The organism is Nocardia sp. NBC_01009, assembly GCF_045208035.1.
Lineage (GTDB): Bacteria > Actinomycetota > Actinomycetes > Mycobacteriales > Mycobacteriaceae > Nocardia.
In genome coordinates, this window is record NZ_CP108695.1 from 1,771,129 (window position 1) to 1,795,505 (window position 24,377).

General features: G+C 66.2%; 27 protein-coding genes. 14 read left to right on the forward strand and 13 right to left on the reverse strand.

Annotation, left to right across the window (positions count from 1 at the left end; translation table 11 throughout):
• Positions 1-15: 15 nt before the first annotated feature.
• Positions 16-777: a TetR/AcrR family transcriptional regulator gene (locus OHA42_RS07750; protein WP_406235728.1), complete on the reverse strand. Its 762-nt coding sequence runs from the start codon at positions 775-777 to the stop codon at positions 16-18.
• Between the two features lie 64 nt (positions 778-841).
• On the opposite strand from OHA42_RS07750, the gene zapE reads away from it, so the two are divergent.
• The 6 genes from zapE to OHA42_RS07780 all read left to right on the forward strand — a co-directional run bounded on the left by zapE (position 842) and on the right by OHA42_RS07780 (position 6,517).
• Complete coding sequence (gene zapE / locus OHA42_RS07755) at positions 842-1,873, forward strand: cell division protein ZapE (RefSeq protein ID WP_406235730.1); 1,032 nt, start codon at positions 842-844, stop codon at positions 1,871-1,873.
• 385 nt (positions 1,874-2,258) lie between these two features.
• Positions 2,259-3,203, forward strand: a complete 945-nt coding sequence (locus OHA42_RS07760; RefSeq protein WP_406235732.1) for a DUF4129 domain-containing protein — start codon at positions 2,259-2,261, stop codon at positions 3,201-3,203.
• Entirely contained in the window at positions 3,200-3,706 is a 507-nt protein-coding gene (locus tag OHA42_RS07765; protein ID WP_406235733.1) for a hypothetical protein, read from the forward strand. Before OHA42_RS07760 ends, OHA42_RS07765 begins: the two co-directional genes overlap by 4 nt.
• Before the next feature lie 122 nt (positions 3,707-3,828).
• The gene (locus OHA42_RS07770) at positions 3,829-4,791 is read left to right on the forward strand and encodes an AAA family ATPase (protein ID WP_406235735.1); all 963 of its coding nucleotides are present in this window, start codon (positions 3,829-3,831) and stop codon (positions 4,789-4,791) included.
• A complete protein-coding gene (locus OHA42_RS07775; RefSeq protein ID WP_406235737.1) occupies positions 4,788-6,062 on the forward strand; it encodes a DUF58 domain-containing protein in 1,275 nt (424 codons plus the stop codon). The genes OHA42_RS07770 and OHA42_RS07775 overlap by 4 nt, the downstream gene beginning before the upstream one ends.
• Positions 6,059-6,517, forward strand: coding sequence for a hypothetical protein (locus OHA42_RS07780; protein ID WP_406235739.1), 459 nt, complete (start codon positions 6,059-6,061; stop codon positions 6,515-6,517). Before OHA42_RS07775 ends, OHA42_RS07780 begins: the two co-directional genes overlap by 4 nt.
• On the opposite strand, the gene OHA42_RS07785 is transcribed toward OHA42_RS07780, so the two are convergent.
• Positions 6,518-7,384, reverse strand: a complete 867-nt coding sequence (locus tag OHA42_RS07785) for a MaoC/PaaZ C-terminal domain-containing protein (RefSeq protein ID WP_406235741.1) — start codon at positions 7,382-7,384, stop codon at positions 6,518-6,520.
• A gap of 204 nt (positions 7,385-7,588) precedes the next feature.
• Positions 7,589-9,298, reverse strand: coding sequence for a 3-oxosteroid 1-dehydrogenase (kstD, locus tag OHA42_RS07790; protein ID WP_406235743.1), 1,710 nt, complete (start codon positions 9,296-9,298; stop codon positions 7,589-7,591).
• A gap of 105 nt (positions 9,299-9,403) precedes the next feature.
• Here kstD and OHA42_RS07795 point away from each other — a divergent pair, with 105 nt between their 5' ends.
• The 4 genes from OHA42_RS07795 to dmpG are packed head-to-tail and all read left to right on the forward strand — an operon-like array spanning position 9,404 to position 13,833.
• The gene (locus OHA42_RS07795) at positions 9,404-11,074 is read left to right on the forward strand and encodes an FAD-binding protein (RefSeq protein WP_406235745.1); all 1,671 of its coding nucleotides are present in this window, start codon (positions 9,404-9,406) and stop codon (positions 11,072-11,074) included.
• A gap of 1 nt (position 11,075) precedes the next feature.
• The gene (locus OHA42_RS07800; RefSeq protein ID WP_328408609.1) at positions 11,076-11,861 is read left to right on the forward strand and encodes a 2-keto-4-pentenoate hydratase; all 786 of its coding nucleotides are present in this window, start codon (positions 11,076-11,078) and stop codon (positions 11,859-11,861) included.
• 10 nt (positions 11,862-11,871) lie between these two features.
• Positions 11,872-12,783, forward strand: coding sequence for an acetaldehyde dehydrogenase (acetylating) (locus OHA42_RS07805; RefSeq protein WP_406235747.1), 912 nt, complete (start codon positions 11,872-11,874; stop codon positions 12,781-12,783).
• Positions 12,784-12,795: 12 nt separating this feature from the next.
• Positions 12,796-13,833: a 4-hydroxy-2-oxovalerate aldolase gene (gene dmpG / locus OHA42_RS07810; RefSeq protein ID WP_406235749.1), complete on the forward strand. Its 1,038-nt coding sequence runs from the start codon at positions 12,796-12,798 to the stop codon at positions 13,831-13,833.
• On the opposite strand, the gene OHA42_RS07815 is transcribed toward dmpG, so the two are convergent.
• The gene (locus OHA42_RS07815) at positions 13,830-14,369 is read right to left on the reverse strand and encodes a DUF433 domain-containing protein (protein ID WP_406235751.1); all 540 of its coding nucleotides are present in this window, start codon (positions 14,367-14,369) and stop codon (positions 13,830-13,832) included. The genes dmpG and OHA42_RS07815 overlap by 4 nt on opposite strands.
• Here OHA42_RS07815 and OHA42_RS07820 point away from each other — a divergent pair.
• The gene (locus OHA42_RS07820; protein ID WP_406235753.1) at positions 14,309-14,836 is read left to right on the forward strand and encodes a hypothetical protein; all 528 of its coding nucleotides are present in this window, start codon (positions 14,309-14,311) and stop codon (positions 14,834-14,836) included. The two genes, OHA42_RS07815 and OHA42_RS07820, sit on opposite strands and share 61 nt — an antisense overlap.
• Before the next feature lie 37 nt (positions 14,837-14,873).
• Here the strand turns inward: OHA42_RS07820 and OHA42_RS07825 are convergent, their stop codons facing one another.
• From OHA42_RS07825 to hsaA, 5 genes are read right to left on the reverse strand one after another with little or no spacing between them, the layout of a single operon-like run.
• The gene (locus OHA42_RS07825; protein ID WP_406235755.1) at positions 14,874-15,149 is read right to left on the reverse strand and encodes a type II toxin-antitoxin system Phd/YefM family antitoxin; all 276 of its coding nucleotides are present in this window, start codon (positions 15,147-15,149) and stop codon (positions 14,874-14,876) included.
• A 43-nt stretch (positions 15,150-15,192) separates the two neighbouring features.
• The gene (gene hsaB / locus OHA42_RS07830; RefSeq protein WP_406235756.1) at positions 15,193-15,768 is read right to left on the reverse strand and encodes a 3-hydroxy-9,10-secoandrosta-1,3,5(10)-triene-9,17-dione monooxygenase reductase subunit; all 576 of its coding nucleotides are present in this window, start codon (positions 15,766-15,768) and stop codon (positions 15,193-15,195) included.
• A gap of 20 nt (positions 15,769-15,788) precedes the next feature.
• Positions 15,789-16,694: an iron-dependent extradiol dioxygenase HsaC gene (hsaC, locus tag OHA42_RS07835; protein WP_406235758.1), complete on the reverse strand. Its 906-nt coding sequence runs from the start codon at positions 16,692-16,694 to the stop codon at positions 15,789-15,791.
• Positions 16,694-17,572, reverse strand: a complete 879-nt coding sequence (hsaD, locus tag OHA42_RS07840; protein WP_406235760.1) for a 4,5:9,10-diseco-3-hydroxy-5,9,17-trioxoandrosta-1(10),2-diene-4-oate hydrolase — start codon at positions 17,570-17,572, stop codon at positions 16,694-16,696. The genes hsaC and hsaD overlap by 1 nt, the downstream gene beginning before the upstream one ends.
• A gap of 25 nt (positions 17,573-17,597) precedes the next feature.
• A complete protein-coding gene (gene hsaA / locus OHA42_RS07845; RefSeq protein ID WP_328408621.1) occupies positions 17,598-18,761 on the reverse strand; it encodes a 3-hydroxy-9,10-secoandrosta-1,3,5(10)-triene-9,17-dione monooxygenase oxygenase subunit in 1,164 nt (387 codons plus the stop codon).
• Between the two features lie 198 nt (positions 18,762-18,959).
• Between hsaA and OHA42_RS07850 the strand changes: the two genes are divergently transcribed.
• Entirely contained in the window at positions 18,960-20,171 is a 1,212-nt protein-coding gene (locus OHA42_RS07850; protein WP_406235762.1) for a Rieske 2Fe-2S domain-containing protein, read from the forward strand.
• Entirely contained in the window at positions 20,171-20,500 is a 330-nt protein-coding gene (locus tag OHA42_RS07855; RefSeq protein ID WP_406235764.1) for a hypothetical protein, read from the forward strand. The genes OHA42_RS07850 and OHA42_RS07855 overlap by 1 nt, the downstream gene beginning before the upstream one ends.
• Before the next feature lie 109 nt (positions 20,501-20,609).
• Here the strand turns inward: OHA42_RS07855 and OHA42_RS07860 are convergent, their stop codons facing one another.
• Positions 20,610-21,020, reverse strand: a complete 411-nt coding sequence (locus tag OHA42_RS07860; RefSeq protein WP_406235766.1) for a cupin domain-containing protein — start codon at positions 21,018-21,020, stop codon at positions 20,610-20,612.
• Between the two features lie 18 nt (positions 21,021-21,038).
• Positions 21,039-21,179 carry a hypothetical protein gene (locus OHA42_RS07865; protein ID WP_406235768.1) on the reverse strand — a complete coding sequence of 47 codons (141 nt, stop codon included), beginning with the start codon at positions 21,177-21,179 and terminating at the stop codon, positions 21,039-21,041.
• Positions 21,180-21,426: 247 nt separating this feature from the next.
• Between OHA42_RS07865 and OHA42_RS07870 the strand changes: the two genes are divergently transcribed.
• On the forward strand, positions 21,427-22,350 hold the full coding sequence (locus OHA42_RS07870; protein ID WP_406235770.1) for an AraC family transcriptional regulator: 924 nt from the start codon (positions 21,427-21,429) through the stop codon (positions 22,348-22,350).
• 58 nt (positions 22,351-22,408) lie between these two features.
• Here OHA42_RS07870 and OHA42_RS07875 read toward each other — a convergent pair whose 3' ends face one another.
• Both OHA42_RS07875 and OHA42_RS07880 read right to left on the reverse strand, forming a co-directional pair.
• Positions 22,409-23,464: a saccharopine dehydrogenase NADP-binding domain-containing protein gene (locus OHA42_RS07875; protein WP_406235772.1), complete on the reverse strand. Its 1,056-nt coding sequence runs from the start codon at positions 23,462-23,464 to the stop codon at positions 22,409-22,411.
• Between the two features lie 153 nt (positions 23,465-23,617).
• Positions 23,618-24,370 (reverse strand): DUF427 domain-containing protein, encoded by a 753-nt coding sequence (locus OHA42_RS07880; RefSeq protein WP_406235774.1) that lies wholly within the window; start codon positions 24,368-24,370, stop codon positions 23,618-23,620.
• Between the last annotated feature and the right edge of the window lie 7 nt (positions 24,371-24,377).

Consider the following 24,377-nt stretch of genomic DNA (forward strand, 5'->3'; position numbering starts at 1 on the left):
ACTAGCAGGAGGACGCTATGTCGAATCTTGTCGACTGCTGAGGTAGCGCGACAGCAGTGCGGTGAGTTGGTCGACGCTCTCCGGTGTTCGCGCTGGTAGGTGACTGCGGGCTCCTGCGAAGCGATCGAACACCGCCCCCTCGATGACGGCGACGAAATCGGATGCGGCCGCCGCGGGGTCCGCGAAACCCAAGGCGTGGAAGAGGTCTCGTGCGCGTTCGACGGAGAACAGGCTGTGCACCAGCCGGGGATGCAGGTCGGGATCGGCCAGCAGATCGATGAGCAGCGCATGCCGGACGATCAGGTGATTGCGGCGGTCGGCGAGTAGCTGGTCGAGCCATGTCGCGATAGCGCGGGCGATGTCGCCGGTGTCGATTGGCAGTGTGCCCGGCGCGGTGGGAGTTGGATCGTCCGGCTGTACGCCATCTGCCTGGCGTAGCCGTGTCTGTTCCGCACTGCCCGCGTGGTCGGCTCCCGCCGCGAAACTCTCCTCGGGTTGTTCATCGAGGTGCTGCGCTGGAGCAGCGGCGGATTGCGGGGCTATGAAACGGATGTCGGCGATCCGGGCGGCGAGGAAGTCTGTGCGGGAGCGGCTGGTGATGCGGTCGGTGATCGCTTCGATGAGTGCGCGTTTGGTGCGGAAGTAGTATGAAGCGGATCCGTCGGGCAGGTCGAGCGCGGTGTCGATGGCCCGGTGGGTAAGGGCTCGGATGCCTCGGGTGGCAATCACATCGATGGCGGCGTCGACTATGAGCGCGCGTCGGTCGGTTGTGGACATCGTCACCTTCTCTGGCGGAGACAAATCCTGATCCTCTACAACTGTAGAGGATCAGGAGGATGTCGTGGATATCAGTGCGATCGAATTGAATACCGACCAGCTGCGGGTTGCCGCTCGACTCGGTGAACTCGTCGATCGGCGCGGTCGCCCGGTCAAGCGTCACCGGGGGATCTACCTGCACGGCAGGCCCGGTCGCGGGAAGACAATGCTGATGGATCGGTTCTTCGCGAGTGTCACATCGAATCGCAAGCGCCGCTTCCATTTCCACACTTTCTTCGCCCAGTTGCACACGACCCTTACCGCATCCGGGGCCATCGATCGCGCCATCGACACCTTGCTCGGTGACGCCGACCTGGTCTGCTTCGACGAATTCCATGTGCACGACATCGGAGATGCGATGTTGATAGCCCGAACCCTCGACGCGCTGTTCGCCCGGCACATCGTGCTGGTGGTGACGTCGAACTACCCGCCGCAGGAGCTGCTGCCCAACCCGCTGTTCCACGACCGCTTCGTGCCGACCATCGACCGCATCGTCGCCCACCTGGATGTCGTCTCGGTCGACGGCCCGCTCGACTACCGCACCCGCGCCTCGCACGAGGGCGCACCAACCGGATTCGTCGCGGGCCTATACGTGGTCCGCCCGGCGGCGGGCGAGGTCGAAGCAGGCCTGTCCCATCCGGGGGTCACCTCCTGCGGGGCGGGTGGTGTCGAGGTAGCCATCGGCGTTCGGCACGTCCACGCTCGAGCTGTCGACGGTGCATCGATCGTCATCGACTTCGGTGCCTTATGCGGCACGCCGACCTCGTCGGCGGACTATGTCCAACTGGCCCAACGCTTTTCGAACTGGACCCTCTGCGATGTGCCCCGCCTGCGCGATGTGCCACCCGACTGGGCGATGCGCCTGGTGAACCTGGTCGACGTGCTCTACGACGCAGACCTCCAGCTCACCGTGTCGGCTCGAGTGCCACTGACGGATCTGGTCGCCGACGTTCCGCTCCCCGATATCTCGCGCACCGCCAGCCGGTTGAGCGAGCTCACCCAACCCGACCTGCCCACGATCCCATCGCCACCCAACCTGGCAACAGCGGTGGCGTAACCCGACGTACTTCATCGACACCTGCGCCCCCTTCGGGTGGGCGCGGAATGTGCGGAGCGGTTCGCTACCGAGCAGTTGCGTTGTCCTGCGCTGAGGTGGTCATCGACGCTAGTCGAATGGTGGTTGGTGACCACTGGCAGAGCAACCATTTCACTACGCTCGGCGGTTTCTCTCCTTTCGATGGTTTTGCCGAGGCCACAAGATTGAGCCACGGCATTTGTGACGGGGTCCGAACAGGGCCGATAGCGCAAGCTGATCGGGCTGGAGCTGTGGTGGTGCAGTTTAAGAGGCGGGAGTCCTAAGTATTCGATTCGCGCTCGAGCGGACTGCTCGGCATGTAACTATGTGGCTGTTTTGTGCAGTACTCAGAGGTGGCGGTAACGAAGTGGCCGGGGCGCGAGCGCCGATATTGCGCGTGATCGTGCTGATCACGCTGGTTGCGTTTGCCGCGATCGCATTACGTGGACACATCCCGGGCGCGGCGGGGCCCGCGCAGCCCCGATCGATTCCGTCGGCGCTCGCGGTGGCGTTGATGCCGGTGCTGCTCACCGTCTCGATCGTCATTCTGATCGCCGGAGTAATCGCAAGTCAGCATCGGCTTCCGCTGGCCATGCCGGTGTCGGATCGCGTCGTCGACCGCAGGCCGGGACGGCTCGGCAGGTTCGGCTTGCTGGTGCTTGCCGTGCTGGCAGGTCTTGCACTGGTGGTCGCGGCGGCGTCCGCGGTCTTCTTCGTCGGTGTCGGCCGTGAAGGTGGCGCCGAGCGGCCGCCGCCTCCCACCGGCTCCGCCGAACCGACCGAACAAGTTGTCACCACACCCGCCGACCCGTCGGGGCCGGCCTCCCAACTGACCGGCACCACGCTGCTGTTGGCCACGGTCGCGGCTATCGTGCTGGTCGCCGTCGCCATCATCGGCCTGGTGGTGGTCGCGGTGGCGGTCCGGCGCCGACCCGTTCCGGTGGCACCGCCACCTGCCCCGGCCGCGCCGACCGAGGCCGGTTCACTGGCGAGGGCCGCCGAGATGGGCCTTGCCGCGATGAATGCGCCGGGCCAGGACCCACGTACCGCGATCATCGCCTGCTACGTCGCGATGGAGCACGGCCTGTCCTTCGATCGCGCTGCCGCGCCGCTGGCCTCGGACACCCCGATGGAGGTGCTGGCGCGCGCTTTCGAACGCGGTGCGCTGCACGACGCATCCGCACGGGAACTGGTCGCACTGTTCGAGGAGGCCAGATTCAGCCCGCACTCGATGCTCGAATGGCAGCGGATGCGAGCCGAACAGCTGCTGCGCATTGTGCTCGCCGATCTGCAAGGTGAGGTGCGGGCATGAATCGTATGGGAATCGTGCTCGGCGCGGCCGCGGTCGTCGTGCTGATCGAGCTCGTCACCTTCGGCAAGGCGCGCGAAGCGATGCTGATGCTGGCCGGAGTCCCGGTCGCGGTCGCGCTTTTTCAGCTGATCTGGTCGCTGCGCGCCAAACCTGCACACAGCGACCACATCGACCACATCGACACCGACAACATCGAGAACGGCCCTGCGGAGATGCTGTACCACTGGCACGCCAGGGCGGAGATGCTTGCCGACCGGGCCGACGGGACCCGCGCCGAATGGGATCGGCACTTGCGGCCGCTGCTGGCCAAGGAGTTCGAGTTGTCCACTGGTCTGCGGGTCGCGAAGAACCGCAGGGCGACCGAGGCCGCCGGAATACTGCAGTTCGGCCCGGAACTGTGGCGCTGGGTGGATCCGGCCAACTCGGCCTTGCGCGATCAGACGACTCGCGCACCTGGGCGGGCGGCGCTGGATGAGATCCTGCGTCGGCTACAGGGGATGTAATGCGTGGCATGAGGGATCAGGACCGGAGGAGGCAGCGTGTGTAACCGCGTAGGGCCCCGATCATGCCCAATTGATTGCCGTCTACAGAGAATGAATGGGTTGAGGCAAGTGCGGGAAGTCAAATGACGATGCCGATGGACGCGACAGTCCAGCGCAGCGAGGCGGTGCTTCGGGAGTTGTCCCGGGTCATCGTCGGCAAGCGGGACGAGTTGCAGCTGATCATGATCGCTGTCTTGTCCGGTGGTCATGTCCTGATCGAGGACCTACCAGGTCTCGGCAAAACGCTCATCGCCAGATCTTTCGCCGCCGCGTTCGGGCTGGAATTCACCCGCGTGCAGTTCACGCCGGATCTGTTGCCCGCGGATCTGCTCGGGTCGACCATCTACGACATGTCCTCGGGCCGGTTCACGTTCCGGCGTGGGCCGGTGTTCACCAATCTGCTGCTCGCCGACGAGATCAACCGGACACCGCCGAAGACGCAGGCTGCGCTGCTGGAGGCGATGGCCGAGGGCCAGGTCAGCATGGATGGCGAAACCTATTTGCTGCCACAGCCTTTCGTTGTGCTCGCGACCGACAATCCGATCGAGTACGAGGGCACCTATCCGCTGCCGGAAGCGCAGCTGGACCGGTTCGCGATCCAGCTGCGGCTCGGTTATCTCTCCGAGCACGACGAGACGCAGATGATCCGCCGCCGACTGGAGCGTGGCTCGACACCGCCGACGGTGGGGCAGGTGGTGGACGCGAACGGGCTGCTGGAAATGCGGCAGTCGGTGGAGTTCGTCACCGTGCACCCCGACGTGGTCGGCTACGTCGTCGCGCTCGCGACCGCCACCCGCGGGCATCCGCAGGTGGAGGTGGGTGCAAGCCCGCGCGCCGAACTCGACCTGGTGCAGATGTCGCGGGCACGAGCCTTGCTGCTCGGCCGGGACTACGTGATTCCGGAGGATGTGAAAGCGCTGGCGATTCCCGCGATGGCGCACCGGATCACGCTGCGCCCGGAGATGTGGGTGCGCCGGATCCGCGGCGAGGACGTCATCGGCGAGCTGTTGCGCCGCCTTCCGGTTCCGCGCGCTTCGGTGACATGAGACATCGCGACGCGAGCACGACCGTCGAGGTCGAATTACAGTGGCGGCCTGCGCCATTGGTGTTCATGCTCGCGGTGTGCGCGGCCTCGGCACTGCTGCTCGCGGTGGTATTGGGCCGCTGGCAGCTCGTGGTGTTCGCCGCGCCACTGCTCGGTGTGCTCGCCACCGCGTCGTGGCAGCAGTCGCCGACCAGGATTCAGGTCGACGGCGGTGGGACGCTGCGGTGTTTCGAGACGGAGGAGGTCGTGCTGACGGTCGCGGCCTTCGTCGAGACCGGACACGCATTGCTGCGCTGCAAGCCCGAACCGGTGGAAAGGCTCGGGATCGAGGTCGAGGAGGCGAATGATTCCGGGACGGCTCCCGCTGGGCTGCGGATGGCGCTGACGGCCGACCGTTGGGGTCGGTATCCGCTGTCGGTACGGATTTCCGCGCTCAGCCCGGCGGGACTGTCGGTGGCCTCCGCGGTGGTGCCCGCCGGTCAGCTGTTCGTCTATCCGATCACCGATCCGCAGCGCATGCGGCTGCCGCGCACCGAGCTGCCCGAACGGCTCGGCACCCACCTGACTCGCAAATACGGTCCCGGCGTCGAGTACGCCGATATCCGCGCCTACGCCCCCGGCGACCAACTGCGCATCGTGAACTGGCCGGTGAGTGCGCGCCGCGGCAGGCTCTACGTCACCGAGCGGCTGACCAACCGTTCCGCGGATGTGGTTGTCCTCGTGGATACTTCGCAGCAGGCGCCGGGGCCTGCCACCGAGTCCTTGGAGCTGTCGGTGCGCGGCGCGGCGCAAGTGGTGCAGTCGACATTGCAGGCCGGTGACCGCACGGCGGTCGTCTGCCTCGGCCAGTCACCGCGCTGGCTGCGGCCCGATATCGGCCGTCGCCAGTTCTATCGGATCGTCGACACTGTGCTCGATGTCGGCGACGAGCACATCCAGACGACCGGCACGCTCGCTCCGCACGGGGCAGTGCCGATCGGCGCGATCGTCGTCGCCTTCTCCACCCTGCTCGACACCCAGTTCGCGCTGGCACTGATCGATCTGCGCAAGCGCGGGCACGTCGTGGTCGTCGTGGATGTCCTGCGCGGCACGCCCTTCCATGATCATCTCGATCCGACGCTGGCCAGAATGTGGCAGCTGGAGCGCACGTCGATGTACCGGGACATGGGCACCGTCGGCGTCGACATCGTGGCGTGGCCGGATGGTGCGCGCCTCGATGAGGTCATGCGGCTGATCCCGGATCACCGACGCACGGTTCGGGTGCGCCGATGATCCGTTTCCTCGCCGTCCTGTCCGGTGCGCTGCTGGTGACATCGGTGACCCTCATGACGCCATGGGCAGGCATCCCCGCGTTGATACTGGTCGCGGCGGGCTGGTGGTTCCGGCTCGCGGCCGTCGCAGCGGTGTTGCTGGCGATCGGCGTGCTCGCCGCCGCCGACACCGGCGTGCTCGCCGCCGCGGCGACGGGATTGGTCGCCACCACCTACCTGCTGAACACCGCGACGGTGTCGGCGCCGATCGGTGTGGTCCCGACGACGGTTCCCTCGGTGGTCGGCGCCGTCGGATTCACCGCCGCGGCCGTCGGTGCTGCGCTGCTGCCGCTGCGCCTGGCCTGGGCTCCGATAGCGGCACCGATCGCGGTGATCGTGTTGTACGCCTTGATAGTCCAGGGTCTCGCCGCTCGTCGCGGCCGCACCGGAGACGAATCCGCCACGGCCGCGGGCTGATCAGGCGGGCAGGAAACGCAGCGTGACGTCGCCGAGCACGGGGGCGTCGGCGCGTTCGACCACGGTGGCCGCGATGGTCAGCTCGTTGCCTTCGCGCCAGATCCGGGTGCGCAGGGTTTCACCGGGGTAGAGCACCCCGGCGAAGCGCGCACGGAATCCGGTGACCCGGCTCGCATCCGAGTCGAGCACGGTGTCTGTGGCGGTCTTGCAGACAATTCCGTAGGTGCACAGTCCGTGCAGGATCGGGTTGGGGAAGCCTGCGGCGCGGGCGAATGCGGGGTCCGAATGCAGCGGGTTGCGGTCGCCGCACATCCGGTACAGCAGCGCCTGCTGCGGCAGCGTCGGTGTGATGACATCGAAATCCGGTGTGCGATCGGGCAGCACCGACTTGGTGCTCGGGCCGCGTTCGCCGCCGAAACCACCCTCGCCCTTGGCGAAGATGGACGAGCGCGCGGTCCACAGCGGCTCGCCGTCGGAACCGGTGACCGTCTGCTCCTGCACGACGACGGCGGCGGAACCCTTGTCCCACAGTTCGGTGATCCGACCGGTGCTGGTCGCCTTGCCCGCGGCCGGGATCGGGCGGTGCACCTCGACCTCCTGATGCCCGTGCACCACCTTGGCCAGATCGATATCGATGCCGGGGAACCGCACCGTGGGCGGCTCGGTGTCGTGCAGCGTCGCGGCGACGGTCGCGAAGGTCGGCAGCACCTGCGGGCCGTGGTCATCGAGATAACGTAGCTCGGCGCGGTCGGTCCAGCGGGTGCCCGCACCCAGCCCGAGCTGATAGAGCTGCACGTCGGACGGCGTCCACGCGAACTCCCGGCTCGGGAGCTGCGCGCCGAGCGCGATTTGCGGGTCGATGGGCATCGAGTTCTCCTTGTGAGTGCTTGTGGACAGCTTCCGCGGTCCGGTGCAGGCGGCCATCGGTCGGACGCGTCCTTGCCGGGTCGATCCGAGGCGACCTCCGGTCCGTCCCTCGCGGTGACGGTGGCCTCGGATCGATCCTGCGGCGTCCGTATCGGACCGGGCAAGGGGGTGTCCGGTCGGTGAGACGGACGCCGCGTCGATCGGTTACGCCTCGGCGGCGGCCTTGTTCGACAGCTGCTTCTTCCGCTCGGCGATATCCAGCACCGCTAGGTATCCGAAGGTGATGGCGGGTCCGATGGTGGCGCCGGGGCCCGCGTAGGTGTGGCCCATCACCGGAGCGCTGGAGTTGCCGGAGGCGTAGAGGCCCTCGATCACGGTCTGGTCCTCGCGCAGCACGCGGCCCGCGGTATCGGTGACCAGCCCGCCCTTGGTGCCGAGGTCGCCGGGCACGATTTTGGCCGCGTAGTAGGGGCCCTGCACCAGCCCGGCCAGGCACGGGTTCGGCTTGACGGTCGGATCGCCGTAGTACCGGTCGTAGTGGCTGTCGCCGCGGCCGAAGTCCTCGTCCTTGCCGAGCTCGGCGAAGGTGTTGAACCGAGCGACGGTCGCGGCGAGGGTGTCGGCGGGCACGCCGATTTTCGCCGCCAGCTCCTCGAGCGTGTCCGCCTTGACGATGTTGTCGTTTTCCATCCAGCGGGACGGAAACCGCAGACCAGGCTGCAATCCGGCGAAGATGTAGCGGTTCCGGTAGCGCTGGTCGAACACCAGCCACGAGGGGATGTTCTCGCCGGGACCTTCACCCTGCCCGTATTCGCCGCCGTACATGGTGTGCACAGCCTCGACGTAAGGAGCGGACTCATTACCGAATCGCTTGCCGTCGGCGTTGACCATGATGGTGCCGGGCAGATTGCGCTCGGCCAATGCGAACCACGGCCTGCCGCCCTTGAACACGGTCGGCCCCCACCAGGCGTCCTCCATGAAGCCGACGGCGCCGCCTGCCTCCATGCCCGCGATGATGCCGTCGCCGGTGTTGGCGGCCGCACCGGTGGTCCACTCGGTGGTGATCGGCTGACGCTGGTATTTCGTCCGCATCTCGGCGTTGTGCTCGAAGCCGCCGCTGCCGAGCACGACGCCGTAGCGCGCGGTGAAAGTGACGGGTTCGCCGTCCTGCAGCGCCTCGACGCCGGTGACCACCCCGTTGTCCACGATGAGCTTGGTCAGTGGAGTGTTCAGCAGCAGCGGCACATTCGCGTCCACAACGCCCTTGCGCATGGCCGCGATGATGGCCTGACCCATCACCATCAAGTGCTTGCGGGTGAACTTGGCCCAGTAGGTGCGCGCGCCGACCCGCAGGGCCCGCAGAATGCCCTTCGGATGGCGACGGATCAGGTTCAGGCGCACGAAATCGGCCTGCGTGACCGCCACGTTCAGCGGCGCCTTGGCGTACGGCGGCTCCAGCTTGAACCGCTCCTCGCCGAGGATCATGGCGTTGAACGGCTTCGGCTCGCACGAGCGCCCCTCGCCCTTGCCGCCGGGGGCCTCCGGGTAGTAGTCGGAGTAGCCGGGCACCCACTTCATCTGCAGCGGGGTGTGATCGAGCACGAAGTCGAACGCTTCCGCGCCGCGGTCGATGTAGGTATCGATCCTTTCCTTCGGTACCACCTCGCCGATGATGCTGTGCAGGTAGGTGCGCGCGACCTCGCGGTCGTCGGGCCGCCCGGACGCCAGCAGCGCCTTGTTGCCGGGGATCCACACGCCACCACCGGAGCGGGCGGTCGATCCGCCGTAGTGCGCGGCCTTCTCGATGATCACCGCGCTGAGCCCATGGTGTGCCGCGGCGAGGGCGGCGGTCATGCCGGCAGCGCCGCTCCCGACCACCACCACGTCGTATTCCCGATCTGTCATGTAGAACACGTTATAGAATGGGGCGGCCGTTGGTCTATGTTGTGTGGCAGAAGACTTGCTCGGCGTTCCATTAGTCGGGAAAACTTGTTTCAGTTTCGGACCGGAGTGGAGTACATGGGCCTCGAATGGGACCTGGCCGCCGACGTAGTCGTGGTCGGATACGGCGCCGCGGGTGCGGCGGCCGCGCTGGAAGCGACGGATGCGGGTGCGCAGGTACTGGTGCTGGAGCGGTTCGCCGGTGGCGGTGCATCGGCGTTGTCCGGCGGCATCATCTACGCCGGCGGCGGCACATCGGTGCAGCAAGAAGCGGGTGTGCGCGATACGCCGGAGCAGATGCTCGCCTATCTCGAGCGTGAAGTCGGCACCGCTGTCACACCCGAGACGCTGCGTCGCTTCGTGGCCGAGAGCCCCGCGATGATCGAGTGGCTGCAGGGCCACGGCGTGCCGTTCGAGGCGTCGCTGTGTCCGTACAAGACCTCGTATCCGAACGACAGCTACTACCTCTACTACTCGGGCAGTGAGGTTTCCGGCTACGGTCGCGAGGTCGCGGCGCCCGCGCAGCGCGGGCATCGGGTCAAGGGCAGGGGCACGTCCGGCAAGAAGCTGACCGGCCCGCTGGCCGCATCGGCCTCCCGGCGTGGCGTGCGGGTGGAAACCCTCACGCAGGCAACCCGTTTGATCGTCGATGACAACGGCACCGTGATCGGCGTGGAATGCCGGACGCTGCGCGACGCTCCCGGCCGGATCAGGGATCGCTACACCCGGATGGCGAAAATCGCCGCCAAGCCGGGCATTTACTATCCACCGCTGCGCAAAGCCATGGAACGACAGCTGGCGAAGATGGATCGCCGCTACCGCACCACTATTCGGATCCAGGCCAGGCGCGGCGTGGTACTCAGCGCGGGCGGGTTCATCGCCAATCGCGCGATGCTGCAGGAGTACGGGCCGCGGTACCGCGGCGGCCTCGCCCTCGGCACCACCGGCGACGACGGCAGCGGAATCCTGATGGCGCAGCAGGTCGGCGCGGCGACCGATCGGATGGGCAATATCTCGGCCTGGCGATTCATCTTGCCGCCCAGTGCTTTTACCGGTGCAGTGCTGGTCGATGCGGACGGCAAGCGGGTGATCGACGAGACCAGGTACGGCGCGGCAGTCGGGCACGCGCTGATCACCGAGCACGACGGCAAAGGCTGGCTGCTCGCTGATGACGACCTCATGCGCACCGCCATCTCGCAGATCGGCGGCCAATCCGCCTGGTTCCAGCGCGGACAGTTCGAGGCGATGCGGCGGACCGCGGTGCGCGGCGCGACCCTGGACGCGGTGGCGGCGAAGGCCGGTATCGACGCGGACGGCTTGCGTGCCACCGTGGCCGCCCACAATGCCGCCATCGAGAACGGCGCCCCCGATCCGGTCGGCAAGCCCGCCGAATTCACCAAAACGGTAGGGGCAGGGCCGTTCTGGTTGTTGGATGTGGGTATCAAGCCGAGTGTCGTCAACCCGTGCCCGATGCTCACCCTCGGCGGCGTTGTCGTCGACGAGGGCACCGGAGCGGTGAAATCGACTGCCGGAAACGATATTCCCGGCCTGTACGCGGCGGGCCGGACAGCGGTCGGGATCTGCTCGGACTCCTATGTCAGCGGATTGTCCCTTGCCGACTGCATCTACTCCGGCCGTCGCGCGGGAAAGTTCGCGGCAGGCAGCGAAACCAGCTCGCGGGCGGCAGCGTCCGGAGGGGTCCTTGCACGGGCCGCGATGCCCGAGCCGACAACAGTGGAAGGAAATTAGCGTGCTGTCCGACTCGGTACGAACCGAATTGGCCGATGAACTCGAGGTCGCCGAGCGCGACCGGGTGGCCATCGACCCCCTCGTCGCCAGGCATCCCGATATCGATGTCGTCGACGCCTATGAGATCCAGCTGATCAATATTCGGCGCAAGCTCGACAACGGGGCCACGGTGGTCGGCCACAAGGTCGGGCTCTCGTCGCTCGCGATGCAGCAGATGATGGGCGTCGACGAACCCGACTACGGTCATCTCCTCGCGGACATGGAGGTCTTCGAGGACGTTCCGGTCGAAGCGTCGCGCTACCTGTTCCCGCGAGTGGAGGTCGAGGTCGGCTTCGTGCTCGGCGCCGACCTGCCCGGCGAAGACTGCACCGAGGCCGATGTGCTCGCCGCGACGGTCGCCTACGCGCCGTCCATCGAACTGATCGATTCCAGGATCAAGGACTGGAAGATCGGGCTCGCCGACACCATCTCCGACAATGCGTCCTCCGCGGGCTTCGTGCTCGGCGCGGCACGGGTCGCGCCGAAAGAGCTGGATATCAAGGCCATCGACGCCGTGCTCACCCGCAACGGTGAGGTGGTCGCGGAGGGCCGCAGCGATGCGGTGCTCGGTGATCCGGTCATCGCGGTGGCGTGGCTGGCCCGCAAGGTCGCCGGTTTCGGCGTGCGTTTGAAGGCGGGCGACATCGTGCTGCCCGGTTCCTGCACCCGTGCCATCGACGCCCGCCCTGGCGATGCGTTCCACGCCGAGTTCGCCGGACTCGGTTCTGTTCGTTTGCAATTCAAGTAGGAGGCCTGCCGTGTCCGAAACGGGGACCGTCACCGCCGCGATCGTCGGATCCGGCAATATCAGCACCGATCTGCTGTACAAACTGCTGCGCTCCACCACGGTGGAACCGCGCTGGATGATCGGCATCGACCCGGAGAGCGAGGGTCTGAAGCGGGCTCGCGGGCTGGGGCTGGAAACCTCGCACGAGGGCGTCGACTGGCTGCTCGGCCAGTCCGAGCTGCCGGACCTCGTCTTCGAGGCGACCTCGGCGTACGTGCACCGTGCCGCCGCGCCGCGGTATGCCGAAGCCGGCATCCGCGCGGTCGATCTCACGCCCGCCGCCGTCGGACCCGCCGTGGTGCCGCCGGTGAACCTCGGCGCGAATATCGACGCGCCGAACGTCAATATGATCACCTGCGGTGGCCAGGCCACCATCCCGATCGTCGCGGCCGTGTCGCGCGTGGTGCCGGTCGTCTACGCCGAGATCGTCGCCTCGGTGTCGTCGGTCTCCGCCGGACCGGGCACGCGCGCCAATATCGACGAATTCACCAAGACCACCTCGCGTGGCGTGGAGACCATCGGTGGCGCCGAGCGCGGCAAGGCGATCATCATCCTGAACCCGGCCGAGCCGCCGATGATTATGCGCGACACCATTTTCTGCGCGATCCCGGAAGACGCCGATACCGAAGCCATCGCCGAATCCATCCACCGGATGGTCGCCGATATCCAGCAGTATGTGCCGGGCTACCGGCTGCTCAACGAGCCGCAGTTCGATCCGCCGTCGGTGATTTCCGGTGGTATGGCGAAGGTTTCGGTGTTCGTCGAGGTCGAGGGCGCGGGCGACTTCCTGCCGCCGTACGCGGGCAATCTCGACATCATGACCGCCGCGGCCACGCAGGTCGGCGAGGTCATGGCCAAGCAGATCCTCTCGGCCCGGGTGTAAGGAGCTCCAACCATGACATATTCCGCAGACCTCGACATTCGCGTCACCGACACCTCGCTGCGCGACGGCTCGCATCACAAGCGCCATCAGTTCACCGGCGAGGATGTCCGCAATATTGTCGCGGCCCTCGACGGTGCCGGCGTTCCGGTCATCGAGGTGACCCACGGCGACGGCCTCGGTGGCTCCTCGTTCAACTACGGCTTCTCGAAAACCCCTGAGCAGGAACTGGTCAAGATCGCCGCCGAGACGGCCAAGCAGGCCAAGATCGCCGTGCTCATGCTGCCCGGTGTCGGCGTCAAGGAAGACATCAAGGTCTCCCAGGACAACGGCGCCTCGATCTGCCGCATCGCGACCCACTGCACCGAGGCCGACGTCTCGATCCAGCACTTCGGCCTCGCGCGCGAACTCGGCCTGGAAACCGTCGGCTTCCTGATGATGTCGCACACTCAGCCGCCGGAGGCGCTCGCCAAGCAGGCCCGCATCATGGCCGACGCGGGCTGCCAGTGCGTGTACGTGGTGGATTCGGCAGGAGCCCTTGTCCTGGAACAGGTTTCCGATCGCGTGGCGGCTCTCGTCGCGGAACTGGGCGATGACGCCCAGGTGGGTTTCCACGGCCACGAGAACCTGGACCTCGCGGTGGCCAACTCGGTCTACGCGGTCCGTGCGGGTGCCAAGCAGATCGACGGCAGCGCCCGCCGTTTCGGCGCGGGCGCGGGCAACACCCCCGTCGAAGCCTTCGTCGGCGTCTGCGACAAGCTCGGCCTCGAGACCGGCATCGACTTCTTCGCCATCGCCGACGCCGCCGAAGACGTCGTCCGCCCCGTCATGCCCCAGGAATGCCTACTGGACCGCCAGGCCCTCATGATGGGCTACGCGGGCGTCTACTCCAGCTTCCTCAAGCACGCCGAACGCCAAGCCGAACGTTACGGCGTCTCGGCCGCCGAAATGCTGGTCCGCGCAGGCAAACGCAAACTGGTCGGCGGCCAGGAAGACCAGCTCATCGACATCGCCCTCGAACTCCAGCGCGAACAGGCGGTTGTCTCGGCCTAACCGATGTCCCCGCAGTTGGGCCGCGATCGGTGCACATCACGGTCCGCGTCCCGACTACCGGTCACCTCGAGCGCGGCGAGGATGTCGTCGCGTTCGAGATCCGGGTAGTCAGCCAGGATGTCGTCGACGCTCATCTCCGCATCAAGCAATTCGAGCAACATAGCTACGGGATATCGCAGCCCGCGTACCACTGGCTTCCCGTGGCAGATGCCTGGATCCGTGGTGATGCGATCAGCACTCGGCATAGGCCCACGGTATCGAGTGTGTTGCAAGGTTTGGCGGAATATCCACAATCCGAAGATCCCACTTCGCGCGGCATTTCCTCGCAGGTACCCGGCTCCTATACTGGCGAGAGCAAGCCTGGTCGGGTGTCGGCGATCGCAGTGGTCTTCGGTGGTCGGCGTTCGATGGTTACCCAATCGAGGTCGCTTTGCGGGTCGGTGTAGCGGCCGAAGCCTCTCGCGAGGAGGGCTGCATGACTGATCCGATTCACACGAAGGTCTGTTTGACCTGCCGGGAGTACGCGGATCCCGCATTGGCGGTATTCCTCGTTCCGGAGCCGCTGGTCCGTGGCGGATGCATTCTGCATCTGTTGGAGCAGACGCCGCTCACTTCCGCGGCCCCGCATCTCGATGCCGGTTTGATGGAGCTGGTCCAAACCCAGGTCGAGCCGTACAGCTCCGTGCGTGCGGAGTTCCGGGATTTCCCCGCGCGACTACCCGACTACGCGCGCACCCGCGCCATCCTGCACGACCACTTGATCACCGACCCCGCCCCGATCGGCCTGGACACCGCCGACACCGCCGACATGACGCGCCTGGCATCACTCCCGGAACTCCCGATCGGCCCCCGGCGCGTCGACGACTTCCAGGACTACGCCGTCCGCATAGCCATGCTGGCCATCTACCGTCATTTCGAAATAGACCAGCGCATTCCCCTCCTCTACCACGGCTACGCCGATCCCACGAACGGCTGGTTCGCCCTCCGCGCCGCCTCCGCGTGACCTCCGAACCGGGAGCGCACCCGGCCATCTCGATGTGTCACGGACGTGCTCCCCACGCATCGTCGTCGCCGATGCGGTCTTCAGTTCCGAAGAACTCATCGGCTTCCTCCCGCATCCGGGCATAGTCCACACGCGGCAGTCTGCGATGTCGTTCCACTAGTTCCACCGCGGTCCGGCGGCGACTGCGACCGACTGGTCGCAGTTCGGCCACCTCGATGCCATTGCGGGTGACCCGGAATATCTCGCCGGCCTCGACCGCGTCCATCACCGCCGCAGAGTTATTGCGGAACTCACGGTGGCTGATCGTCCTCATCGCCCCATTGTCGCCACGCGTAGCACCCAATCACTACATGGGGCTACAGCCAGGTGTCCAACGTCGTCGTGGTGAGGAAGTGCTCGAGGTCGTGGCGCCAGGGGGCCGGGACGGTCTTGTCCGGTTCGATGGCGCTGTACTGGCCTCGGTAGAACAACAGCGGCCTGCCGGAGGTGGTCGACTCCGACAGGGCCAGCACTCGGCCGATCACGATGTAGTGATCGCCGCCGTCGACGACGCTGTCCACCGTGCACTGGATGGTGGCCAAGGCATCGTCCAGGAGCGGAAGCTCCAGTTCTGAGGTGTGCCAGCGGGTTTCGGCGAACTTGTCGAGTTCGCGGGAACCGAAGCGGGCACACAGCTGCTGCTGTTGTTCGGCGAGGACATTCACGCAGAAGCGCCCGGCCTGTTCGATCGCCGCCCAGGACCGGGAGGTCTTGGTGGGGCAGAACAGCACCAGCGGCGGTTCGAGGGAGAGGGCGGCGAACGACTGGCAGGCGAATCCCATCGGGGCGCTGTCACCATCGAAGGTGGTGATCACCGTGATGCCGGTGGCGAACTGGCCGAGTACGTTGCGGAACTGCCGTCCATCGATGGCGGGATAATCTTCAGTTGTCATCGTGTCGCTCGCCCCGTTCATTATTGCTGTCGCTGTCCGACCGTGAAGTCGTGACCCCACAGGCTCACCGCGGTGGATTCCCGGGCGATCCATGAATGATCGTCGACTTCGAGCCCTTCGCAACCGAATTCGACATCGAATCCGCCAGGGGTCTTCATGTAGAAGGACAGCATCTTGTCGTTGACGTGCCTGCCGAGCGTCGCGGACATCTTCACCTTCTTGCGCAGCGCCCGATCGAGGCACAGCCCGACGCTGTCGGAGCCCTCCACCTCGAGCATCAGATGCACGATGCCGCTCGGTGTCGGCATCGGCAGGAAGGCGAGTGAGTGGTGGCGCGGGTTGCAGCCGAAGAAGCGCAGCCAAGCCGGTTCGCCGTCGGCGGGCCGCCCGACCATTTGCGGTGGCAGCCGCATCGAGTCGCGCAGCCGATAGCCGAGGACATCCCGGTAGAACGTCAGCGAGGCCTGGTCGTCCTTGGTGCTCAGCACCACATGGCCGAGTCCTTGTTCGCCGGTGACGAACGTGTGCCCGTAGGGGCTGACCACACGCCGATGTTCCAGCGCCGCACCGTGGAAAGCCTCCAGCGCATTGCCGGAGGGATCCTCGAAACGGATCAGCTCGTCGACCCTGCGGTCGGCGCGTTCAGCCGCAGTGCCCTCCTTGAAGGGCACCCCGGCCGCGTCCAGCCGATCCCGAATATCCTGCAGCTCACCGGCATTGGCAGTCTCCCAGCCGGAGACCTGCAGCTGGTCCCGCTCACCGGGCACGATGACGAGCCGAGCCGGGAAATCGTCCATCCGCAGGTACAGCGCGTTCGGATCGCTGCCCTTGCCCTCGACCATGCCGAGTACCTTGAGGCCGTATTCGCGCCAGGCCGCCATGTCGGTCGCCTCGATGCGTAAGTACGCCAGTGATCGAATGCCCATCACTTCTCCTTGACGCCGGCAAGGAAGTCGCTTGCCAGCCGGTTGAATTCGTCGAACTTCTCCAGCTGCGCCCAGTGCCCGCAACCACCGAACACGTGCAGCTGAACTCGTGGAATCAGTTTCGTCGCCACCAGCGCGCCGTCGAGCGGATTCACTCGATCTTCTCGACCCCAGATGAGCAGCACTGGTTGGCGCAGCTTGTAGGCGTCGCGCCAGATCATGCCCTGCTCGAAGTCGGGTCCGGAGAACGACTTTCCCATCGCCCTGGTCGCCGCCAGCGACTCCGGCGTGCTTGCTGAGGCGAAACGCTCGTCGATCAGTTCTTCGGTGATCAGCGACTGGTCGAAGACCATGATCCGCAGGAAGGCTTCGATGTTCTCCCTGGTCGGCGCGTAGTTGAACTTCCCGAGGTTCTTCACGCCCTCGGTCGGGTCCGGCGCGAACAGGTTGACGCTCAACCCGCCGGGGCCCATCAACACCAGCTTCCCCGCGCGCTCCGGGTAGTCCAGCGCGAACCGCACCGCGGCACCGCCGCCCAGCGAATTGCCGAGCAGATGGACCCGGCCGCTGATCTCCAGGTGATCCAGCAGGTCCTTCAGTGCCGACGAACTGTGCACGAAGTACTGCGGATGGTCGACCGGCTTGTCCGACTGCCCGAACCCCGGCTGATCCACCGCAAGCACGTGAAAGTTCTGCGCCAGCACCGGGATGTTGCGTGCGAAGTTCGACCAGGAGGAGGCGCCGGGCCCGCCGCCGTGCAGCAGCACGATCGTCGGGCCGTTGCCGACACCGGCCTCGTGGTAGTGCAGCCGAAGATCAGGGCGCACCTGCGCATAGCGCGAGGTGGATTCGAAGGTGAGTTCTACGGTCGAGGTCATCACGCCTCCGATGTCGTCGTGGTCATTACACCATGCCGTCGGTGACGGGCAGCCCGAACTCGTGGGTGCCGTACATGAGATAGGCACGCTCGGGATCGTTGGCCGCGTGCACCCGGCCCGCGTGCGCGTCCCGCCAGAAACGCTGCAGCGGAGTGCCATTCGCGAGTGCGGTGGCGCCCGAGCTCTCGAAGAGCTTGTCGATGGAGGCGATTGCCCTTCCGGTGGCACGGACCTGATCGCGGCGCGCCCGCACCCGCAGGTCGAACGGAATCTCCTTGCCCGCCACCAACAGTGCGTACTCATCGGCGACATTGCCCGACAGCTGCCGCCACGCGGCATCGATATCGCTGGATGCCTCGGCGATCCGGACCTTGGCGAACGGGTCGTCCTTGGCCTTCTCGCCGGCGTAGGCGGCGCGGATGCGCTTGCCCTGATGTTCGACGTGCGCCTCGTAGGCGCCGTAGGCCATGCCGACGATCGGTGTCGCGATGGTCGTGGGATGGATGGTGCCCCACGGCATCTTGTACACCGGGTCGGTGTTCTGCTCCAGGCCGGGGGAGGCGAGCTCGCTCATCTTGCGGAAGCTGAGGAACCGGTGCGACGGCACGAAAACCTCGTCCACCACAACGGTATTGGATCCGGTGCCGCGCAGGCCGACCACATTCCACACGTCATCGATGCGGTAGTCGGTGCGCGGGATCAGGAAGCTGCCGAAGTCGACCGGCTTGCCGTCCTTGATCACCGGGCCGCCGAGCACCGCCCAGGTGGCGTGGTCGGAGCCCGAGGACCAAGCCCACGCGCCCTTGACGATGTAGCCGCCGTCGACGACAGTGCCCGCGCCCATCGGAGCGTAGGACGAGGAGATGCGGACCTCGGTGTCCTCACCCCACACGTCTTCCTGGGCTTGCTGCGAATACAGCGCGAGGTGCCAATTGTGAACGCCGACAATGCCTGCCACCCAGCCGGTGGACCCACATGCGCTCGCGATCTTGCGGACCGTGTCGTAGAAGGTCACCGGGTCGGCCGCGTAGCCGCCCCACTGCTTGGGCTGGAGCAGGCGGAAGAACCCGGTCTCCTGTAGCGCCTTCATTGATTCGTCGGGGATGCGCCGCAGGTCCTCGGCCTCCTGCGCGCGCTCGCGCAGCGTCGGCAATAGCGCTTCGACCCGTTCGGTCACTTCTTGCGTCATCTCGGGACCTGCTCCTGCCTGGTCGGATTGATAACCGGTACTCATTTGCCTCTGAGACTAGAACAGGTTCTTATTTATGTCGAGAACCGCCGTTCATCTCGAACAAAGTATGGACATGTGCTGGAAGTAGGCCGAATCGCTGGCGTGGAACGCGACATTTTTGTAACGTGTTCTAGTACAGAAGGAGGAGGAATCGCGATGGCAGTTACCCCACAGGGGAGCGGTGCGAAGGTTCGAGAGCTCGATGTGGGCTCCGCACCCACCCGATATGCACGGGGATGGCATTGCCTCGGTCTGGCGAAGTCGTTCCGCGACGGCAAGCCGCACGCCGTCGAGGTGTTCGGCACCAAACTCGTGATCTGGGCCGATACCAATGACGAACTGCGGGTGCTCGATGCCTACTGCAGGCATATGGGTGGCGACCTGAGCATGGGCGAGGTCAAGGGCGACGACATCGCCTGTCCGTTCCACGACTGGCGCTGGGGCGCGAGTGGCAAGTGCACGGCGATTCCCTATGCGCGGCGGGTGCCGCCGCTGGCGCGCACCAGGAAGTGGACAACGCTGGAGCGCAATGGTCAGCTGTTCGTCTGGCACGACTACGAGGGCAGCCAGCCGCCGCCGGAAATCACCATTCCGCACATCGAGGGTCCGTACACGGACTCCGACGGCAATCCGACCGAGCAGCTCGACAGCGGATGGACCGACTGGACCTGGAACTCCCTGTTGATCGAGGGCGCGAACTGCCGCGAGATCATCGACAACGTGGTCGACATGGCCCACTTCTTCTACATCCACTTCGCCTTCCCGACGTACTTCAAGAACGTTTTCGAGGGGCACATCGCCACCCAGTTCCTGGAGACCAAGGGCCGTCCCGACATCGGCATGGCCTCCAAGTACGGCGGCGACACCCTGCTGAAGTCGGAAGCGTCGTACTTCGGGCCGTCGTACATGATCAATCCGCTGATCAATATCTACAGCGGGTACGAGGTCAAGAGCGTCCTGATCAATTGCCACTACCCGGTGTCGCAGGACTCTTTCATGCTGCAGTGGGGCATCACGCTGGAGAAGCCGCAGGGCGTCGACGGTGAGATGGCCGACAAGCTGGCGGCGAAGATGACCGAGGGCATCAGTGTCGGCTTCCTGCAGGACGTCGAGATCTGGAAGCACAAGTCCAAGGTCGAAAACCCGCTGCTGTGCGAGGAAGATGGCCCCGTCTACCAGCTGCGTCGCTGGTATGACCAGTTCTACGTCGACCTGGCCGACGTGACGGAGAAGATGACGCAGCGCTTCGAGTTCGAGGTGGACACCACCAAGGCCAACGAGGCATGGGAGGCCGAGGTCGCGGAGAATCTGCGGCGCAAGGCGGAGGCCGACGCGGCCGAGGCGAATCAAGCGGAGGCGGGTGTCTGATGGCCGCGACCTGGGCCAAAGCACCCGACTTCGCCGACCAGCCGGCTCGGCGGGCCGCGGTGCAGGCCCAGACCGTGGTCGACAAACAGCGCTACCTCGAGGACGGCCTGACTTCCCTGCGGTGTCAGGCGTGCGACAGCGAGGTCCTGGTGCGAAAGAGCAGTTCGCACCAGACCTCCGTGCAGTGGAAGGACAATCCGGCCACCCACTGTCCGGTCTTCGCCCAACTCGCGGCCAAGGGAAACGCACCCGGCCGCCCCGACTCCTGCCCGAACTTGGAGAGGACCATCAAGTGGGCGGTAGACGAAGGCGTCCTCGAAGTTCCGTGATGCCGGATCCGGCCTGAGCGGCCATTATTCGGCGGAAGTGCGCAATCCTGCACGTTTCCGGGATGGAACCTGCGCGCATACCAGCACTGGCAGGGCTCGAACCCGCTGCTCAGTCCAAACGGAAGTCGGCGAAATCGAAGCCGGGCGAGACGATGCAGCTCACCAGTGCATAGTCCGTGCCTGCTGGTCGCGCGGCCTGGCTGACACCGCCGGGCACCACTGCCTGCAATACCTGACCGTGCTCGACATCGGGACCGAGGATGATCTCCTCGCCACCGATGTCGAGCACCAATGGTCCGCCGCGGTGCCACAGCCACACCTCGTCCGATTGCACCGTGTGCGGTGCGGACCTCTCGCCGGGCAGCAGCAAGAAATAGATCCCGGTCGCGCTCGCGCGCGCACCTTCGTATCCCTCCGGTGTGAATTCCACAGCGCTGCGCCATGTTTCCCGATACCAGCCGCCCTCCGGGTGCGGTTTCAGATCGAGTGCGACGGCGAGCGGCGGTCGAGTGTCGGTCATGGACCGACTATGCCCGACTCACAGCTCTTCGATGCGCCAGGTGATGCCGAAGGGCGTGAGCGCGTCGAGGAAGTCGGTGGCGTCGAAGGCCTCGGCAGCGGCGAGTGCGCCCGGCTTGCTGGTGCCTTCGGTGAGCCGGATTGCGGCCTCCACGGCCATCGGCGCCGAATCGCGGTAGGTATGGCCGCCGCTGACGATGCCGCGGACTCGACCGCCGTCGGTGCCGTAGGCGTCGACGACGAGGTCGGCCGCCGGCGGCGCCGTAGACGGCGATCGTCTTGGTGGTTCCGGTGGCGTTCGTGTTTGTCATGAATCCAACGGCATTGCTGTCATCTGAGTGAATCCATGGCTATTCTGCTTATGCGCATGTCCTGAGCGCTCAGTCATTAAGCGCTATGGTGCATGGGTGGACATTCTCAGCGAGACCATCGCGGCCATCCGCACGGGCAACCCGGCCTCCGGCATGTTCGTCCGGCATGCCCCCTGGGGACGCAGCTACCCGGTGGTTCCCGGTGCGGGCTTTCATGTGGTGTTGCAGGGTTCCTGCTGGCTGGTGCCGCCGCAGGGCGAGCCGGTCGCACTCGGCGCCGGTGACGTCCTGTTCATGCCGAGGGGCGCCGCCCATGATCTGGTGGATCGCCTGGACAGCCCGGTCACCGAGACGGCGCGGCCCGGCGAGCCGCGCGACATCCCCGGGGCCGGTGCGCGCACCGCATTGCTGTGCGGGGCATACGAACTCGGCAGACAACGCAGTCACCCACTACTCGACGAGCTACCCGAATTCATCCACCTCCCCGCGCGCCCGGGTCGCCACCCCTCGCTGCGCGCGACCGTCGACCTGCTCGCCGCCGAGATCGCGGAGCCGCGGCAGGGCAGTGACGCCGCGGTGCCCACGATCCTGGAGACCCTGCTGCTGTTCATCCTGCGGGCCTGGTTCGACGAACAGGCCGCGGCCGACGAGTCTGCCTCGGGCTGGGCGGGCGCCTTCGCCGACCCCGCGGTCGCGGCCGCCCTGCGTGCTGTGCACGAGGAACCCGCCCGCGCCTGGACCGTCCCCGACCTCAGTGGTATCGCAGGCGTCTCCCGCGCCACCTTGGCCCGCCGTTTCACCGCTACCGTCGGTGAGCCGCCATTGGCCTACGTCACCCGCTGGCGCATGCTGACCGCGGCTCGTCTCCTGCGCGATACCGACAGCTCGCTGAGCACCATCGCCCGAAAGGTCGGCTACACCTCGGAATTCGCCTTCGCCAAAGCGTTCAAGCGCGAATACGGTCAAGCCCCCGGCCACTACCGCCGCGCCGAGGGCAAGCCACCGCTCATCGCAGTCTGAACCGGCGCCCCCTGTGCAGGACAGTGCATTTCGCGGCCGGATCGCCGTGTTCCACCTCTTACGGTTCGATGCGCCAGGTGATACCGAACCGGGCGAGGGCGTCGAGGAAGTGCGCGGGGTCGAATGCTTCGGCAGCCGCAAGCGCTCCTGGCTCGATGGTGCCATCGGCGAGCCGGACCGCGGCCTCCACCGCCATCAGCGCCGAGTCGCGATAGGCGTCCGTGCCGCTCACAACGCCGCGCACCCTACGGCCGTCCCCGTCGAATGCGTCGACGACGAAGTCATAGCTCAGCCCCGAAGTCGGTTCGTTCGGAAGTGATTCGACGATTTCGGCAGTGAGGCCGCCGAGCTGACTGTGGAATGCGGTGTCGAGCACGCCCTCGACATAGGAGACCTTCGAGTGGCGGGGAATGGTGAGCACCGGGGGCTGCGGGAACTTCGAGACGGTGGTGGGTTCGGTGGCGCCGGGGAAGGTCATCTCGGCGTGCCTGGCGGCCGCGCCGGTGTGGAATCCGCCGTCCTGGAAGTGCCAGCCGCCACTGCGGAACCAATCCAGGCTCGCCAGTACGGTTTTCGCGCTGCCCTTGGAGCCGTTGCCTTCGCTCGTACCGTGCAGGCTCATGGAGATCTCCACCGGACCGGTCAGGCGTCGGGAGGTCAGGTAGCCGAGCAGGTCGCCGGGGAGATTGCTGTTGGTGATGCCGGGGACCACCGTCACGCCCGCCGCCTCGGCGCGCGCCGAGTAGTCGTCGAACACTCGCTCGAGGAACAGCTGCTCTCCGGACAGGTCCGTGTAGTGCGCGCGCGCGTCGATCGCTGCCGTAAGAACCGCCGCGCCGTGGTCGACATAGGAGGGCAGGCTGCTTATCACCACATCGGCACCGGTGAATGCCGCAACGAGAGCGGCCTGGTCGGAGACCTCCGCGACCCGAACCTCTGCATGAGGGAGCCCGGCGGCGGTCGCGGCGGCGTGCATGCGACCGGCATTGCGGCCCACCAGGATCGGGCTGATGCCGCGACGGTTCAATTCGGCCAGAAGATGGCCGCCGGTGACTCCGGTGGCGCCGTAGACGGCGATTGTCTTGGTGGACTCAGTGGCATTCGCGTTGGTCATGACTCGAACAATATGGCGCGTCGATGAGTAAATGAATGGCCTGATTGCTCGTGATGATGTCTGAAACACTCACGGTCTGCCGTGCGTCGGGGGCGCCGGGTCGAGTGAGGTCCGACATCTACTCCGGTGCGCTGCGCCGACACCTGTCGTCGGTCAGCTGAATGGCGTATTCGGGCGGTCCTGGAGTTCGTCGTCGAGATAGATGTCGACCTTCTCGTTGTAGAAGCAGGCGAGGCCCGCGATCTTCTGGCTTTCCGGCAGTGGCGTGCGATAGCCCCACACGAGGTCGGTGTATTCCTTGTCGCCGACGCGGATGTTCCAGTAGTCGGCGGTGCCTTTGTACGGACAGCTCGAATGCGTCTGCGAGGGGCGCAGCAAGTCCATGCGCACATCGGTCAGCGGCAGGTAATACCGTGGGGGAAGCCCGGTTTCGAAGAGGATGCGCGGCGAATGGGAGTCCGCGACGGTGACGCCATCGATCTCGACGCGCACGTGCCGCGAGCTGGCCAGGATGTCGATCCGGGAGTACGGATCGCGCGGATGGACGTAGACCGGCTCGTCCTCCTCGAACCATTCGTCCATCGAGTTCCAGTCCAGCCGGACCAGATCATCGAGTTCGGAGAATGGCGAATTGTGGTAGCGCAACGCGCCGCCGGGCGCACCTGCGCCGTCGACCACCACGTCGTACCCCGTTGCGTCGCCCCGGCTGGGGGAGTGTTTCGTGATGCCGTTCGGTTCGAGCTTCGCGTGCAGGTCGGCGAGCGGCACATAGTAGGTCGGGTAGTGCGGGCTCTCCCACACCAGGACCGGCCGCGCCGTATCGGCGACCAGTTGTCCGCCGAGATAGACCCGCACCCGCTTCTGGCTCGTCTCGATCTTGACGCGGCCCCGCTGCACTTCGGTCATAGTTCCC